At 72.4% G+C, this 16,192-nt stretch carries 14 protein-coding genes and 1 rRNA gene; 3 read left to right on the forward strand and 12 right to left on the reverse strand.

Features of this window, described 5'->3' with window-relative positions; all coding sequences use genetic code 11:
• Positions 1–36: 36 nt before the first annotated feature.
• From FH610_RS05670 to FH610_RS05700, 7 genes are all read right to left on the reverse strand, one after another.
• On the reverse strand, positions 37–990 hold the full coding sequence (locus FH610_RS05670; protein ID WP_139573168.1) for a hypothetical protein: 954 nt from the start codon (positions 988–990) through the stop codon (positions 37–39).
• Positions 991–1,042: 52 nt separating this feature from the next.
• Positions 1,043–2,020: a copper transporter gene (locus FH610_RS05675; protein WP_139573169.1), complete on the reverse strand. Its 978-nt coding sequence runs from the start codon at positions 2,018–2,020 to the stop codon at positions 1,043–1,045.
• A complete protein-coding gene (steA, locus tag FH610_RS05680) occupies positions 2,017–3,213 on the reverse strand; it encodes a putative cytokinetic ring protein SteA (protein ID WP_167538685.1) in 1,197 nt (398 codons plus the stop codon). The genes FH610_RS05675 and steA overlap by 4 nt, the downstream gene beginning before the upstream one ends.
• A 417-nt stretch (positions 3,214–3,630) precedes the next feature.
• Positions 3,631–5,400: a DNA repair protein RecN gene (recN, locus tag FH610_RS05685; protein WP_139573171.1), complete on the reverse strand. Its 1,770-nt coding sequence runs from the start codon at positions 5,398–5,400 to the stop codon at positions 3,631–3,633.
• Positions 5,401–5,582: 182 nt separating this feature from the next.
• Positions 5,583–6,530 carry an NAD kinase gene (locus FH610_RS05690; protein WP_139573172.1) on the reverse strand — a complete coding sequence of 316 codons (948 nt, stop codon included), beginning with the start codon at positions 6,528–6,530 and terminating at the stop codon, positions 5,583–5,585.
• A 25-nt stretch (positions 6,531–6,555) separates the two neighbouring features.
• Entirely contained in the window at positions 6,556–7,365 is an 810-nt protein-coding gene (locus tag FH610_RS05695; protein ID WP_139573173.1) for a TlyA family RNA methyltransferase, read from the reverse strand.
• A gap of 85 nt (positions 7,366–7,450) precedes the next feature.
• Positions 7,451–7,672, reverse strand: a complete 222-nt coding sequence (locus FH610_RS05700) for a hypothetical protein (protein ID WP_139573174.1) — start codon at positions 7,670–7,672, stop codon at positions 7,451–7,453.
• 494 nt (positions 7,673–8,166) lie between these two features.
• On the opposite strand from FH610_RS05700, the gene FH610_RS05705 reads away from it, so the two are divergent.
• Entirely contained in the window at positions 8,167–8,514 is a 348-nt protein-coding gene (locus FH610_RS05705) for an SCP2 sterol-binding domain-containing protein (RefSeq protein WP_139573175.1), read from the forward strand.
• A 311-nt stretch (positions 8,515–8,825) separates the two neighbouring features.
• On the opposite strand, the gene FH610_RS05710 is transcribed toward FH610_RS05705, so the two are convergent.
• Both FH610_RS05710 and FH610_RS05715 read right to left on the reverse strand, forming a co-directional pair.
• The gene (locus tag FH610_RS05710; RefSeq protein WP_139573176.1) at positions 8,826–9,830 is read right to left on the reverse strand and encodes an HAD-IIA family hydrolase; all 1,005 of its coding nucleotides are present in this window, start codon (positions 9,828–9,830) and stop codon (positions 8,826–8,828) included.
• A 20-nt stretch (positions 9,831–9,850) separates the two neighbouring features.
• A complete protein-coding gene (locus FH610_RS05715) occupies positions 9,851–10,192 on the reverse strand; it encodes a tetratricopeptide repeat protein (RefSeq protein WP_240808779.1) in 342 nt (113 codons plus the stop codon).
• A gap of 177 nt (positions 10,193–10,369) precedes the next feature.
• Here FH610_RS05715 and FH610_RS05720 point away from each other — a divergent pair, with 177 nt between their 5' ends.
• The gene (locus FH610_RS05720; RefSeq protein ID WP_240808780.1) at positions 10,370–11,596 is read left to right on the forward strand and encodes a DUF1015 family protein; all 1,227 of its coding nucleotides are present in this window, start codon (positions 10,370–10,372) and stop codon (positions 11,594–11,596) included.
• Here the strand turns inward: FH610_RS05720 and FH610_RS05725 are convergent.
• Positions 11,571–12,053 carry a single stranded DNA-binding domain-containing protein gene (locus FH610_RS05725; protein WP_139573179.1) on the reverse strand — a complete coding sequence of 161 codons (483 nt, stop codon included), beginning with the start codon at positions 12,051–12,053 and terminating at the stop codon, positions 11,571–11,573. The genes FH610_RS05720 and FH610_RS05725 overlap by 26 nt on opposite strands.
• 104 nt (positions 12,054–12,157) lie before the next feature.
• Between FH610_RS05725 and FH610_RS05730 the strand changes: the two genes are divergently transcribed.
• A complete protein-coding gene (locus tag FH610_RS05730; protein ID WP_240808781.1) occupies positions 12,158–13,084 on the forward strand; it encodes an MBL fold metallo-hydrolase in 927 nt (308 codons plus the stop codon).
• A gap of 93 nt (positions 13,085–13,177) precedes the next feature.
• On the opposite strand, the gene FH610_RS44230 is transcribed toward FH610_RS05730, so the two are convergent.
• Both FH610_RS44230 and rrf read right to left on the reverse strand, forming a co-directional pair.
• Positions 13,178–15,721: a hypothetical protein gene (locus FH610_RS44230; RefSeq protein ID WP_240808782.1), complete on the reverse strand. Its 2,544-nt coding sequence runs from the start codon at positions 15,719–15,721 to the stop codon at positions 13,178–13,180.
• Between the two features lie 351 nt (positions 15,722–16,072).
• Positions 16,073–16,189, reverse strand: a 5S ribosomal RNA gene (rrf, locus tag FH610_RS05740).
• Positions 16,190–16,192: the final 3 nt, after the last annotated feature.

Genomic DNA, 16,192 nt, shown 5'->3' on the forward strand with positions numbered 1-16,192 from the left:
GCCGTACGCCTCCGCGCACGGCCCTGGTCGACCAGGTCACCCGCGCGACCCCGACGTGCCGGGGGTGGTCTGCGGAGCGCGGCGGCCGAGCATGTCCAGGCGGTTGAGCACCGGGTTGCCTGCGATGACCTTGGTGAAGCTGACCTTCTCCGAGGCGGCGGTGAGAGCGGCGACGACACCGAAGGCGGCGATCCGGCCGGGCCTGCCCAGCCGGGCGGTGGCCGCCAGGCCGAGCAGCGCGCCGAGCGCGTTCGCCCCGGCGTCGCCGAGCATCGCCCGCTCGCCCAGGTCCTCGGGCAGCAGCGCCGCCGCCGCGCCCAGCGGAACGGCGGTCAGCGCGGCGGCCCGGGCGGAGCGCGGGCCGTACGGCGCGGCGATCGAGGCGGCCAGCAGGGGAACCCCGGCCAGCAGTCCCACCTTGATCGCGCGGCCGGGCCGCAGGTCGAACAGATTGGCCAGGTTGGCGCTGCCGGCGATCAGCGCACCGTCGACGAGCGTGTCGAAGGACCGCGCCACCGCGCCCCCGTCCCGGGCGTCACGGGGGGCGAGCGCCGCCGCGGCGAGCCCGGTCGCGCCGATGCCGAGGATCTTGACCGCTCCGCTGGTCACCTCACCGCGCGCGAGCGCGGCCAGATGGCCCTTGAACCCCTTCGACGAGGTCGTGCCGAACAGGTCGTCGTACGCGCCGAGGACGCCGCTGCCCGCGCCGGCGAGCACGGCGGCCGCGCGGGCCCGTACGGGGAGTCCGGGGGCGAGGGCGGAGGCGGCGACGGCGCCGGCGGCGAACGCGGGGCCCTCCAGCAGCGTGACCGGCTCGCCCCGGTGGTTGACCCGGGTCCAGTACTCGTCGGCGGTCTTCTCGTCGCCGATCGGCGGGCGGCGCCGGAACGCGGCGAAGGCGGCGCGCGCGGCGGCCGCGCCGAGCGCGGCGCCGACGGCGGCCCCGAGGGCCGCGGCGGCGCGGGTGCCGGCCTGGGGACGTCTGGCCACGGCTGTTGCCCTTCTCTGTGTGATCGTCAGGCGTGGTGTGCCGGCCGGCGGCTCAGCCCCGGCTCGCCGCCGGGGTGGGGGTCTGGCTGGGCGCGGTCACCGTGGGCTCGAACGCCGTCGCGCCGCTGCCGATACCGTACGCGCCCGAACGGCCGGCCAGTTGCTCCCGCAGAGCGTAGACCACCACGACACGGCCCGCGGCGAAATCGACCGTGTCGACGGTCGAGACCGCCGAGGCCACGCCGCCGGTGTCGTGCAGCGCCGCGATGACGCCGCCGTTGGCGGAGGCGGTGACGGTGCCCGCCAGGACGGTGCCGAGAGCTCCGCCGTCGAGGCCGGCCGCGACCGAGACGAGCGCATTCGTCTGCCGATCGGCGTCCTCCCCCTCGTACGGCTGGGCCGGCGCGAGCACGATGGCCATCGTCGCGCGCTGCTCGGGGTCGCCGTTCAGGGTCAGGAAGTCGCCCGCCTGGAACGCCTCCAGCACGCCGGTGGCCGCGGGGTTCGCCCGGCCCGCCTGCGCGCGGTCATTGGTCACGATCGCGCCGGCGAGCATCGCGGCGGCCTTGTCGTACGGCGTGGCCCCGTCGGGGAAGGCGGTGCCGGCCGGGGCGAGGTTGGTGGCCAGCCCGTCCACCACGCTCGCCTGTTCGGCGTCGACGAACTTCTCGGTCAGGCTGACCCTGCCGGTGTAGGCGGCGCCCGCGCTCGTGACCAGCTTCTCGACCGGGTCGCGCAGGGCGGCCGACGCGCCGGGAGCCTCGACGAGCACGACGCGCTCCCCCGCGAGCTGGCCGCGCACGAGCTCGGGCAGGTGGGTCGTGACCAGCGAGTCGGAGCCCTCCTCGCGGCTCTGCAGCTGCGAGATCTGGGCCAGGTTGCTCTCGTTGGCCTTCCGCAGGGACGCGGTCATCTCCTCTGCCGACTTGAAGAACGTGGGCTCGAGCACGGTGCTGCCCAGCACGATGCCGACCGTGAGCGCGAGGAAGATCGCCACGATCGAGACGAGGTGATAACGGAAATCGATCACGAGAAGAGTCCGACCAGCCAGAAGATGAAGCCGTTCCAGGCCACGCGCAGGCCGTTCAGCCACACCTGGCCGATCGGCGATACCGAAAGGACCACACCGATCGTGACCAGCGTGGTGGCCACGAGCAGCAACAGGGAGGGCGTGGAGATCCGGCTGCGATAGAGCCTGCTCACGCCCTTGGCGTCCACGAGCTTGCTGCCCACCCGCAGGCGGGTGAGGAAGGTGCTCGCCGCGCCAGACCTCCCCTTGTCCAGGAACTCGTCGAGCGTCCAGTGGGTGCCGACCGCGACGATCAGCGTGGCGCCCTTGTCGTCCGCCAGGAGCATCGCGATGTCCTCGCTCGTCCCGGTCGCGGGGAACACGACCGCCTCCTGGCCCAGCTTGTGCACCCGCTCGAGCCCCGGCGCCCGCCCGTCGCGGTAGGCGTGGACGACCAGTTCGGCGCCGCAGCACAACGCCTTCTCCGAGACGGAGTCGAAGTCGCCCACGATGATGTCGGGCGCGTACCCGGCCTCCAGGAGCGCGTCCGCCCCGCCGTCCACGCCGATCAGCACCGGGCGGTACTCCCGGATGTACGGCCGGAGCGTGGCGATGTCCTCCTTGTAGTGGTAACCCCGCACCACGATGAGGGCGTGGCGGTTCTCCAGGGAGGTGCGGATGTCGGGCACGCCGACCCCGTCGATCAGGAGGTCGCGCTCGCGCCGGACGTACTCCATCGTGTTCGCGGCGAAGGCCTCGATCTGGACGGCGAGGCCCGCGCGGGCCTCGGTCATCGCCGCTTCGACGCTCTCGGCGGTCTGCGGCTGCCCCTTGCCGACCAGTTCCTCGCCGAGGTAGACCATGCCGTCGTGGACGCGGATCACGTCGCCGTCGGCGATCCGCTCGAACAGTTCCGGCGACGCGTTGTCGATCAGGGGGACGCCCGCGTCGATCAGGATCTGCGGCCCGAGGTTGGGGTAACGGCCGCTGATGCTCGCGGCGGCGTTGACCACGGCCGCCACGCCGCACGCGACGAGAGCCTCCCCGCTGACCCGGTCGATGTCGACGTGATCGATAATCGCGATTTCCCCGGGCTTGAGGCGCTTGGTCAGCCTCTTCGTCCGCCTGTCGATTCTCGCCACTGCCGTCACCCCGGGAAGGCCGTCGGCCTTCCTGCGGCGGAGGCCCGGAACATTCAAGCTCGGGACCTTCATCATGACCATCCTGCCAGAGGCGGCGACCGCCACGCTTCCACACCCCACGGCTCGTCTGAATTGTCACTGCAAGTCAGGGATGTTGCCGAGGTGCGCCGACCGGGGGCAGCCGAGCCAACGCACACCTTCCGCGACGCCGTCCGCCCCCGTTCCTCCGCCCCCTTGTGCCGGGGCTTGACTGCTTCCCGGCGCGCCCTGCTCCAAACGTCACCCCCGCGCGCCCCGCCGAGTGTACGCGCCGGGCGGGCCGGCGGCGGCGAGCAGCGGCAGGTCGGTGCGACCGCGCGACCCGTGCGACCCGTGCGACCCGAAACGCACCGCACCGCACTGCATCTGCACCAAGCCGCACCTGCACCGCACCGCACCGCACCTGGATCGGCGACGGCCGGAGGCCTCAGCCCGTGGGCTGAAGGGCCCTCAGCCGGCGGCCCGGCGACCCGGGCGCTTGGCCGCTCCCGAGGACGCCTTCTCCCAGGCGGCCTTGTCGGCGGCGGCGATGGACAGCAGCTCGGCGGCGTGCGCCCGGCCGAGCTCGGAGTCCTCCAGCCCGGCGAGCATCCGCGACAGCTCCCGCTCGCGGCCTTCCTGGTCGAGCGTCACGACGCCGCTGCGGACGACCCTGCCGTCGCTCGCCTTCTCGACCACGAGGTGCTGGTCGGCGAAGGCCGCCACCTGCGGCAGGTGGGTGACCACGATGACCTGCGCCGTCCTGGCGAGTTTGGCCAGCCGCCTGCCGATCTCCACGGCCGCCTTGCCGCCCACCCCCGCGTCGACCTCGTCGAACACGAACGTCGGAACGGGGTCGGCCCCGGCGAAGACCACCTCGATGGCGAGCATCACCCGGCTCAGCTCGCCGCCGGAGGCGCCCTTGGTCAGCGGCAGCGGCGGCGCGCCGGGATGGGACGCCAGCCGGAGCTCGACCTCGTCCACGCCGTGCGAGCCGAAGCTGTCGATGGCGGTGATCGCCACGCTCACCCGCGCGTGCGGCATGGCGAGCGCGGTCAGCTCCTCGGTCACCGCCTGGCCGAACCGGTCGGCGGCGACCGTGCGGATGGCCGTCAGCTCACCGGCCAGCTCGCCGAGCCGCTCGGTGAGCTCGCCGTGCTCCCGCGTCAGCTCCCCGATGCGCTCGTCGTCGCCTTCGAGCTCCGTCAGCCTCTCGGCGGCCCGCTGCGCCCATGCGAGCACGGCCGTGACGTCCTCGCCGTACTTGCGCATGAGCCCGTTAAGCGCCGCCCTGCGCTCCTGCACCGCGGCGAGCCGCGCCGGGTCGGCCTCGACCGACTCGGCGTACGCGGCCAACTCGGTCGCCACGTCGGAGACCAGGTAACCGGCTTCGGCCAGGCGGTCGGCGAGCCCGGCGAGCGCGGGATCGAAGTCGCGTACGGACTCCACGGCCGTCTTCGCGTGACCGAGCAGCGACACGGCGTCCTGCACGTCCTGCGCGCTCGACATCGGATCCCCGAGCAGCGCGGCGTGCGCGGTCGTGGCGGCGGTGCGCAGCGCGTCGGCGTGGGAGAGCCGCTCGGCCTCCTCCTTCAGCTCGGCGTCCTCCCCCGGCCTGGGCTCGACCTTCTCGATCTCCTCGAGGCCGAACCGCAGCACGTCGGCCTCCTGCGCCCGCTCTCTGGCCTTGACGGTCAGCTCGTGGAGCAGGTCGCCCACCTGCTTGTGCCGCTTGTATGCCTGCTCGTAGGCCCGCAGGGGTTTGACCAGCTCGTCGCCGGCGTAACGGTCGAGCGCCGCGCGCTGCCTGCCGGGCTGCAGCAGCCGCTGCTGGTCCATCTGCCCGTGCACGGCCACGAGGTCGTCGGCGATGTACGTCAACGTGCCCACCGGCACGGCACGGCCGCCCAGCCAGGCTCGGGAGCGACCCTCGGCGGAGACCGACCGGGAGATGATGAGCTGCCCGTCCTCGACCTCGCCGCCGACGTCGGCGACCTGCTGAGCCACGCGGCCCCCGGGCTCGATCACGAGCGTGCCCTCGATCAGCGCCTTGTCGGCGCCCGGCCGGACCCTGGCCGGGTCGGCCCGCCCCCCGAACAGCAGGCCGAGACCGGTGACGACCATCGTCTTGCCGGCCCCCGTCTCACCCGTGACGACGGTGAATCCCGGCGACAGCTCCAGTACGGCCTCGTCGATCACGCCGAGCCCCTGGATGCGGACCTCCTCGACCCGTGGCCGCACTGGTCCCTCCCGTTTTGCCGACCGAACTCGCCAGAGATCCTACGCGTAACTCGTCAAGATTTTCGAGGACAGCGTGTCCGGACCGCGACCCGAACGAGAATCTGTGGACACGAAAGCCCTGCTCATCCGGCATATCACCACCAACCGCCACAACCCGCTGTGGATTGCGGCGCCTCACGCGGTCAGCCGGAGCGTACGCGGCCCCGCCAGCCCTGCACCGGCAGGCCGAACTTCGCGACCAGGCGGTCGGTGAAGGGCGCCCCGGTGGTCTCCACACCGAGCAGGCGGGCCAGCCGTACGGGCACCTCGCCCCTGCGGACCTCCACCCGGGCGCCGGGCGGGATGTCGAAGCGCCGGCGGCCGTCGCACCACAGCACACCGGCACTGGTGTCGGGGAGGATCTCCAGCGCGAGCGTGGACTTCGGCGACACCACCATCGGCCGGGCGAACAGGGCGTGTGCGCTGTTGGGCACCAGGAGCAGCGCCTCCACCTCGGGCCAGACGACGGGACCGCCGGCCGAGAAGGCGTACGCCGTCGATCCGGTGGGGGTCGCGCAGATCACGCCGTCGCACCCCCAGCGCGACAACGGGCGGCCGTCGACCTCCGCGACGACCTCCAGCATGCGGTCCTTCTTCTCGACCGACGCCTCGTTGAGAGCCCAGGTCCGCGCGAGAACCGACCCGTTCAGGCGCACGACGGCATCGACCGTCATGCGCTCCTCGACCTCGTAGCGGCCCTCGACCACCAGGTCCACCACGGACGCCAGATCCTCCACCTCCGCCTCGGCGAGGAAGCCCACATGCCCCAGGTTCACACCGAGCAGCGGCACCGCGGCCGGGCGGGCCAGTTCGGCGGCGCGCAGCAGCGTGCCGTCACCGCCCAGGACGATGATCAGCTCGGCCTCCTCCAGCGCCGCCCCGTTCTCCGGGACCACCTCGACATGGGCGCAGCCGAGCTCCTCCGCCTCCTCGTCGAGGACCCGGACGTTGATGCCCGCCCCGATCAGCCGTTCCATGACCAGGCGGGCGCTGCGCACGGCCGCCTCCCGGCCCGTGTGCGCCGTCACCAGGACGGTCCTCTTGGCGTCCGCCCGGTCGCCCGCCGCGCCGCCCGTGCTCATCGTGCTCATCGTCTCCACGCCTCGCCGCCCGCGCTCACCGGGGTCCCTCCGCGACCGCCGTGTCGATGGCCGCGTCCACGTCGGGCACGGGGTCGTGTCCCGGCCCCTTCCCGAGCCACAAAACGTATTCCACGTTCCCCGACGGCCCCGGCAACGGGCTCGCCGTCACGCCCTTCACCGTCAGGCCGAGCGAGCCCGCCGCCGCCGCGACGTCCCGCACCGCCTGCGCCCGCAGGTCCGGGTCGCGTACGACGCCTCCCGCGCCCACGCGCTCCTTGCCGACCTCGAACTGCGGTTTCACCAGCATCGCGAACTCCGCCGCCTCGGCCGCGCAGCGCACCAGGGCCGGGAGGACGAGCCGGAGGGAGATGAAGGACAGGTCCCCGACGATCAGCGTCGGCGGCTCGCCCACCATCTCCGGGGTCAGGTCGCGGACGTTGACCCGCTCCATCACCGTGACCCGCTCGTCCGTGCGCAGCGACCAGGCGAGCTGGCCGTACCCCACGTCGACCGCGAGCACGTGGGCGGCGCCATGCCTGAGCAGCACGTCGGTGAAGCCGCCGGTCGAGGCTCCCGCGTCGAGGCACCGGCGTCCCTCGACGCGGAGCCCTTGGAACGCGCGCAGCGCGCCGAGCAGCTTGTGGGCGCCCCTGGACACGTAGTCGGGGCCCTCGGCCGTCTCCGTGACCACGATGGGGGCGGCCGTGTCCACCTGCGTGGCCGCCTTGCCCGCCACCCGACCTCCGACGCTGACCCGGCCCGCCTCGATGAGCTGGACCGCCTGCTCCCTGGACCGGGCGAGCCCACGGCGTACGAGCTCGCTGTCCAGCCGGACACGCTTCATCGGGCCCGCCCCGCCGCGCCGTCGCGTGCCGTCCGGCCCTGCGTCCGCGCCCGGCTCGCGGTGTCCGCGGCCGCTCCCGTGGCGCTCACTGACCACTCTCCCGGCCGCCGTGCGCTTCGGGCCGCCGCCCGCCCGCATCCTCCACGGACGCGAGCACCGCTTCGAGGCCGGCGAGGACCTGTTCGAAGACGCCCACATGCTCGGACACCGGCGCGTGAGCCAGCCGTCCGAGGGGCGACAACGCGGCCTGCACGCCGTCGGCGCCCGAGGCGAGGTGCTCCCCGGCCGCGATCCCGCTGTCCGTCATGGTCCCTTCCTGCTCCGATCAGCTGCCCCGTCACGTCTCCCCGTGCGCGGCCGCACGCGCGCTCCCGGGCTTCGGCCCGGCTCTCGCCGGATAGGGTCCCGGACGTCGCCGTACGACACGCGGCCATGCCGCGGGTCCCGTGCGAGCCCCTGCGGCGCTGGTCGCCTCGACGCTATCGGACCCCACCGACGATCGTGCGCCGTCCGGCCGTTCCACAGGGGATCGCGGCCTTCCCCCGCATGATCTCGCCTCAGGCCTCGAGGGAGGCCATGCTCGCCTCGCCGTCCCTTTGGTTGCGAAATCTACGGCTCGCGGACCGCCGGACGCGTGCCGTGACCTTTCCATGACCCGACGCGGATTTCGCGCAGGCCGCCCGTGGAAAGCTACTGTCGGTAGGTAGAGGGGAATCACATCGTCGACCGGTGATCCGTGCGCGGTTCACAAGCGGACACGGTCCGCGAGAAGACACGGTCCGCGAGGAGAAGGGCAGGCGCATGGCGACCGTCGAGGAATGCCGGGCGGCGCTGGACAAACTCGTCGAGCACTTCGACGAGATAAGCGAGGAGGACCGTGCCAGGCACGTGGTCGAACGCCGGCTGGCCTGCCGGATCTCCGACCTCGGCGTGACCTTCTACGGCCGCATCCACCGGGGCGGGCTCGACCCCTTCAAGGAGGTGCCCCCGGAGGACGGCCGGCCCGCCGAGGTCAAGCTGACGCTCAAGAGCGAGGACCTGGTCTCGATGGTCAACGGCGAACTCGACATGGGCCGCGCGCTGCTGGGCGGCCGGGTCAAGATCGACGCGAGTCTCGGCGATCTGCTGCGCCTTCGCAAACTCCTCTGACCGCTGCGCCAGAGCCGCGACGCACCCCCGCGCCGAGACATACGCGCCGAGACTACGCCGCGCAGACGGCGGGGCCCGAACCGCGAAACGCGGTCACCGGTGGCGGCCGTCTCGGCGTCACACCGTGGTCCGGCGTGTGAGCCGGTGAACGGCCACCTGTGCTGACGTGGATCAGCCGTCCTGAGAGTGGACGACGCCGGTGCCGCGGTAGCCGTTCGGCTCCTGGAAAGAGGTGCTGCTTCCCGCGGCCTCGAACGCCGACCGACGACGCCGTGACGCGTGTGCGCCCGGCGACGCCGCCACCACGCCGGTCAGCGGCCAAGCGCCGCCAGGGCGGCCTTCACGGCGTCCTCGTCCGCTTGGCCGTCCCCCGCCGCCTCCCAGGCGGCGGCGCACGCCGCGCGCAGCCCCTCGACGGGGTCGCCCTCCCCGGAGAGCACGAGCTCCCCGTCCTGCCACACGGCCGTCCACCCGCCGCAGGTCCAGCCGCCCGAGCCGCGCCGTACGGGGACCACGGGGACGTGCAGGCCGGACAGGTCGGCGGCGATGTGGGTGGGACGGTGATGGGGCGCGGCGGTGAGCACGTCCAGAGGAGTGGCGACGCCGGTCAGCACGAGCAGGCTGTCGACACCGGCCCGGGTCGCGCCCTCGATGTCGGTGTCGAGCCGGTCGCCGACGATCAGCGGCCTCTCGGCGCGGGTGCGGATCATCGACTCGCGGTGCAGCGGCGGCTCAGGCTTGCCGGCGACCACGGGCTCGACGCCGGTCGCGGTGGCGATCACGCGGCTCATCGACCCGTTTCCGGGCTGCTCGCCCCGGCCGGTCGGCATGGTCGTGTCGCCGTTGGCCGCGACGAACCACGCCCCCTGACGTACGGCGAGCGCCCCTTCGCACAGCAGCCCGTAGGACAGGTTGTCGGCGATGCCCTGCACCACCGCGGCGGGCGCGTCCAGGGCCGTGGTCACGGGGCGCAGGCCGTGCTCGCGCAGGGCCATCCGCAGTCCCATGCCTCCTACCACCAGGACGGCGGAACCCCCCGGCACGTGCTCGGCGACCAGCCGGGCCGCCGCCTGCGCGGACGTCACCACGTCCTGCGGGGCGGCCGGAATGCCCAGATGGCCGAGATGCTGGGCGATCGCCCCCGGCGTGCGGGACGCGTTGTTGGTCACGAACGCGAGCCGCACGCCCTGCTCCCGGGCCTTCACCAGCGCCTCCGGCGCGCCGGGGACCGCGTGTTTGCCGAGGTAGACGACACCGTCGAGGTCGAGCAGCAGCGTGTCGTAGGCGTCCACGAGCACGCCGGTGGTTTCTGGCATGTCGGAAGTATGGCCTACGGTCACGCCCGCCTCGCCCGCAGCGTGGCCCTGACCTGCTTCAGCGCCGACACATAGTGCCGCAGGTCGGGGCGCATCGCCACCGCCACCGCGAGAGGCTCCTGCGCTCCCTCGATGTCCCCGCTTCGCCACAGCGACAGGCCGAGACCGAAGTAGGCGTAGTCCTCGGCGGGGTTGGCGTCGACGATCCAGCGGAAGCTGCCCGCGGCCTCGTCGTAGCGCTTCGAGTTGAACTGGGCCCGGGCGAGGGCCTCGCGGATGCTGCGCGAGTCGGGCTCGGCCTGTGCGGCGTGCTCCAGGATCGCCGCCGCCGCGGCCGGACTGCCCTCCTCGAGCAGTTTCATGCCACGCTTGAACCACTCATAGACGCCACCGGAAGGCGTACCGCCCGGATCATTGGAAGAAGCAGCGGCCTCGTTTCGTCCTTCGATCATGGGGTAAGCCCTCCTGCACTCCGATTTCACAAGCAACCGGGCACCGCAGCGTCGGGGAGTCCGGGCACTTATGGCAACATGCCCGGTATGGAGAGTTCTGAACGGGCGGGACTGGTGCTACGTCCGTTCCACGGCGTCCGTTACGCGGTGGACGATCTGGCCGCTGTCACCTCCCCGCCGTACGATCTCATCTTCCCTGACGAACTGCGGGAACTGCTCAGTCGTCATCCGAACAACGTAGTGCGCCTGATCCTTCCCGGGATCAGCCACTACGGCGAGGCGAGCGCCACGTTGAGCGAGTGGCTCTCCGATGGAGTGCTGACGGTCGACTCCCTGCCCGGCCTGTACGTGTACGAGCAGAGCGGCGTCGGCTTCCTGCAGCGGGGCCTGATCGGAGGCGTCGGGGTCGGGTCGACCGCGATCCTTCCGCATGAGAACGTCCTGCCGGAGCCCGTCGCCGACCGGCTCGCCCTGATGCGGGCGACGCAGGCCAACTTCGAGCCGATCTTCCTGTTGTACGAAGGCGGGGGCACCGCCTCCCGGCTCGTCGACGACGTGGCGACACAGCGTTTCCCCCTTATGGACGTCCGGACCCGTGAGGGCGTGCACCACCGGCTCTGGGCGGTGACCGACCCCCACGAGATCGAAGCCGTCGCGGAGGACCTGCATGATCGTCAGGCGCTGATCGCCGACGGTCACCACCGTTACGCCACTTACGAGGCGCTGCAGAAGGACCACGTGGGTCCCGGCCCCTGGGACTACGGCCTGGCGTACCTGGTCGACTCCACGGCCTACCCGCCCGATCTCAGGGCCATCCACCGTGTCATCCCGGGGCTGCCCCTGCAGGAGGCCGCAGCCCGCGCCAAGGGCGCCTGGCAGGTCCACGAGTTCCCCTCGATCGAGGACGCCCTCGCGGGGCTGGCCACGGCGACCGGCCCCGCCTTCGTGCTCGCCGGCGAGGGACCCGCCCATCTGCTGACGGATCCGGACCCGCTGCAGGTCGAGCACGCCATGCCGTCCGGGCAGTCCCCGCGGTGGCGGATGCTCGACACCTCGGTCCTCACGACGTTCCTCCTGCCCAAGGTGTGGGGAATCAACGACAGCGAGCAGTCGGTGATGGTCGTGCACCACGACCCGCTCGCCGCCGTGGAGAGGGCGCGCCGCCTCGGCGGGACGGCGGTGCTACTGAATCCGCTGTCCACGGACGACGTCCTCACGGTCGCGGCGCAGGGTGAGCGGGTGCCGCGCAAGTCGACCTCGTTCGGTCCCAAGCCCCGTACGGGCCTGGTCATGCGGACCTTCGCCACTGACTGATCACCTCGTCGCCGGGCTCCGCCGAGACGGCGTCGTCCCCCTCGTCTGTCGCACGGGCAGGGGCGATCTCACCGGCATCACCGGCCTGACCGGTCTCGGCGGCGGTTCCGTCGTCGGCGTGGGGCGTTCTCCTGCGTGGCCTGCCGCGGGGCGCGGCCGGTTCGACGCGGCGTGCCGTACGGACCTCGATCTCGTAGCGACTGCCGCCGCGCCACCAGCGGCGGCGCAGCGCGCCCTCCACCTCGACCAGATCATCGAGCTGCCAGCCGGCCAGCATGTCGCGCACGCCGTCGTCGAGCGTCGCGCACTCGATCGCGTCCGACCGCTGATGGCCCGAGCGGCCTCCCGGCCTGCGGACCGCGAGACGCCACTGCGTCAGCAGGGCTCCGCTCGGCAGTTCCCGGTGTGCCGGCACCATGGACAGCCGCCCGGCCAGCACCACCTCGTTGCGGTGCATGTGATCTCCTCTCTGCCGTGGAGATCACTATGCGTGACCAGGTTGGGCCGGCGCGGCCCTGAATGCCATTCTGTGAATACCGGTTCTAGTTTCAGGAGTGGGCTGTGGACAACGTGACTCCACTCGGCGGCGACGTCTACGAGATCGACACGCGGATGGCGGGCTATTCCGGCATCACCGCGGGCTATCTGATCCTCGGCGACCGCCCCTGCCTCGTCGAGACGGGCACCTCGACCTCGGCTCCCGTGGTCAGGGACGCCCTGTCCTCCCTCGGGGTGGGACCGGACGACCTCGCGACCGTCGTGGTCACCCACATCCACCTGGATCACGCAGGAGGCGTGGGGGACATCGCGAACTACTATCCGTCCGCGGAGATCGTCGTCCATGAGAAGGGCGCCCGTCATCTCGCCGATCCCTCGCGGCTCATGGCGAGCGCCAAGATGGTGTGGGGCGACAAGCTCGACGTACTGTTCGGCGCTCTGGCGCCGACCGACGCGGCCCGCATCAGGGCCCTCGGCGACACCGGGACGATCGACCTGGGCAACGGCCGCGCCCTGGCGAGCCACTACTCCCCCGGCCATGCCAAACACCACGTCGGCCTGCTGGACTCGCTCACCGGCGACCTGTACGTGGGCGACGCCGCCGGCGTGTATCTGCCCGAGACCGGGGACCTGCGGCCCGCCACGCCGCCGCCGGACTTCGACCTCGACGTCGCCCTCGGCTCGATCGCGCTGTTCACGGCCCTGAAACCGCAGCGGCTGCTGTTCAGCCACTACGGACCGGTGAAGGACGTGCCTTCGACCCTCGAACGGTCGGCCGAGGAACTCCGGATATGGGTGGATCTCACCAGACGGGCCAGGGACGAGGGACTCGACCTCGATCACGCCGTCGCCATGGTGCGCGACCGGACGCGGGAGCGGTACGCCGCGCTACGCGCCGACGAGGCCACCGCCGAGCAGTTCGAGCTGCTGAGCGGCGCGCCGTCGAACGTCGCGGGGATCATGCACTGGCTGGACCGTACCCCGCGCTGACTCCTGGCCCCAGAAAGACCCGGCCCCTGAGGCGCGGCTTCCGCCGGAAAAGTAAACGGGCGCCGCCGAGGCGGCGCCCGTACGGAAGGAACGTCAGGGCTGGCGCTTCGCCCGCTCCTCGGCGTCCTCGGCGTCCACGGGGTCGTCGAGCACGTCGCCGAAGTTCGGCTCGATGAACGCGGGGCCGTAGGACGGCGCGCTCTTGGCGGAAGGCCGCTCGGCCCCCTCATCGGCGTCGCGCGTCTCCTCGGCACCCGGTGCCGGCGTTGCCACAGGCGCCACCGGTTCGGACACCTCGCCGGCCGAGGACGTCTCGGCCACATCGTCGCCCGCGGAGTCGCCGTCCGCCGAATCCTCGGTCAGCTCGTCCTCGTCGGAGAGGTCGTCCTCCCGGGGGGCGCCGGGGAGGTCCGCCTCGTCCTCCTCATCCTTGACCGCCTCTTGAGTGCCCTCGTCGCCGATTTCCTCTTCATCGTCGGCAAGGTCGTCCAGGAGGTCACCGGACTCGGCGCCGGACTCGTCGTAGTCCTCCTCCAGGTCCTCGATCAGTCCGCCGGTCAGTTCGGCGTAGCGTTCGGCCGCGTCGGTCTCGCCGTCCTCGTCGAACGCCATGGCACGAGCGAACCAGTCGGTCGCCGCTTCTTCGTGCCCCGCGTCGGCCAGGGCGTCCGCGTACGCGAACGCGAGGCGTGCCGACCACGGCTTCGGCTGAGGGTCGCGCAACTCCGGAACCCGCTGCAGCGTGATCACGGCCGCGTCGTGCTGGCCGAGGTCACGACGGGCCCCGGACTCCACGATGGCCAGCTCGATCTTGCCCGCGCGGTCCAGCCGTTCGGCCTCGCGCGACCGGACGAGGTCGAGCGCCCGCTCGGGCCGCCCGAGCCCGCGCTCGCAGTCCGCCATGATCGGCAGGTACTCGTCCGAGCCGCTGATCCGTCGGGCGGCCCGCAGGTCACCCAGCGCCTCGGCGTACTGACCCGCGTGGTAAGCGGCGATCCCGGTGGCCTCGCGCACCACGCCGATCCTGCCCGCGAAGCGGCGGGCCACCTTGGCGTGCTCGTAGGCCTTCTCCGGATCCTCCGCACTCAGCGCACGGGCGGCCGCCACGAGGTGGCCGGCCACGAGGTCCGCCAGGTCGTTCGGCAACGAGCGAAGCTCCGCACGCGCCTCCCGGTCCAGCTCGTCCGGCGTGATGTCCGGGTCGAGCGGAGGAATCTCCTCCCGCGTCCTCGGCCTGCTCGGCTCGTCCGGCCTGCCGTAGCGGCCACGGCTGCCGCCCCGCTCGTCGCGGCTGAAGGGACGCGCCGCGCCGCGCTCGCCGCTGAACGGCCTGGACTCGTCACGGTCCCTGCCGAACGGCCGGGCACCGCGATCGCCGCCGAACTGGCGCCGTGGCCGGTCGCCGGAGCCCGACTCGCGCCCGCGGAACGTCCGAGCCCCCTCCTCACGGTCGCGGCCCGAACGCCTGTCGTCGCGGTCCCGGAAGGACCCCCCGGGCCGGTCCCCCGACGAACGGCTCGGCCTGTCGCGGAACGAGTCCCGGTCGCGGTAGCGGTCGCCACCTGCGTCCTGCCGGTCCCCATAGGGGCGCCTGGGCCTGTCCCCGCCGCCCCTGCCGTCGCGGTCGCCGAACGAACGCCGCGGCCGCTCCTCGCCACCGAAGCCTCGATCGGTGCCCCGGTCGCCACCTCGATCGCCGTACGGGCGCCGGGGACGGTCCTGGCGCTCGTACCCGCTTCCGCCCCTGTCGTCGCGGCTGTAACCACGCTCCTGGTCCGTACGTCGCGGCGGGCGACTGCCAGACCCGTCACGATCACCGCGCTCATACCGAGGCGTGAAAGAGCGCCCTTCCCGGTTCTCCCGGTTCTCCCGGTTCTCCCGACCCTCACGGCCGTCGCGCTCCCGGGAGCCGTAGCGCCCGCCGAAACCGCCGCCCTGGCGCTGCGGGCGGTCTCCGTACCCGCCGCCGCCTTCCCGCCGATCCGTGCGGCGCTCGCCGTACGGCCGGCTGCCGCGGTCGTCGGAACGGAACGGGCGTCCGCCCCGTTCCTCGCGATCCCGGGAGCCCTGTCCGCCTCGGAAGCCGTCGCGGTCCCCATAGGGGCGGCGCGGCCGATCGGTGCGGAAGGCGTCCCGGTCCTGATAGACGCGCTCCCCGCGTCCTTCGGAGTCTCCGGCTTCCCTGCGTCCCTCGAAGCCGCCGGCCCCGCGCGGCCGGTCACCACCGCGATCGAAGCTCCGTCTCCCGTCGCGGTCGCGGTACCCGCCGCGATCGTCGGTGCGGCCACCCGCGCGATCTCCGCTGTCGAAGGGACGGCGACCCCGGTCATCCTGGTCGCGGTAGCCGCCGCGCCTGTCACGATCCCCATAGGAGCCGGTCGCCCTGTCGTCACGACCACGCGATCCGAACCGTCCCCCGGACGGTCCGCCCTGGTCGCGGGAGCCGCGCCTGTCGGACTGGAACGGGCGCTCGCCGCGGTCGTTCCGGGAGCCTTCTCGCCGCTCTCCATAGCGACCGCCGAAGCCGCCGCTTCCTCCGTTACCGCGGAATCCTCCGGCGCGCTCAGCCCGGTCTCTGCTCTCTTCGCGGTTGTCTCCGCCACGGCCCGCGCCGTCGCGCCCGTCTTCTCTGTTCACTTCTGTCCTCTGTTGCTTGCTCACCGCGTCCGGTTCGCCGGCCGCAGGGCTCTGTCTTCCCACTGTCCTGACTATTGGGGATCCGCCCCATACCCGATGAGTTCCAGGGAAGACATGTGGTTTGCGCCGCAGGTCCGCTGAGATCGCGTCCGCCGCAGCCTTCGCTTCTCGTCCGATGCGACGAAGGCCACCCGTGGGGGTGGCCCGGCATTGCCAGCCTAGCGCGCCGTCACCACCACCCGGGCCTCGACAAGAGCTTTCGTTCCCCGTCAACCCGGGCTTCGGCGTGGTGAAGACATGGCCTCATAAATGCGGAAGGGCCACCCCAACGGGTGGCCCTCCACAAAGATTGTCCGGCGGTGTCCTACTCTCCCACACCGTCCCCGGTGCAGTACCATCGGCGCTGACAGGCTTAACTTCCGGGTTCGGAATGTAACCGGGTGTTTCCCTGCCGCTATGACCGCCGTAACC

This window comes from Microbispora catharanthi (genome assembly GCF_006334915.2).
In the GTDB taxonomy this organism is placed as follows: Bacteria; Actinomycetota; Actinomycetes; order Streptosporangiales; family Streptosporangiaceae; genus Microbispora; species Microbispora catharanthi.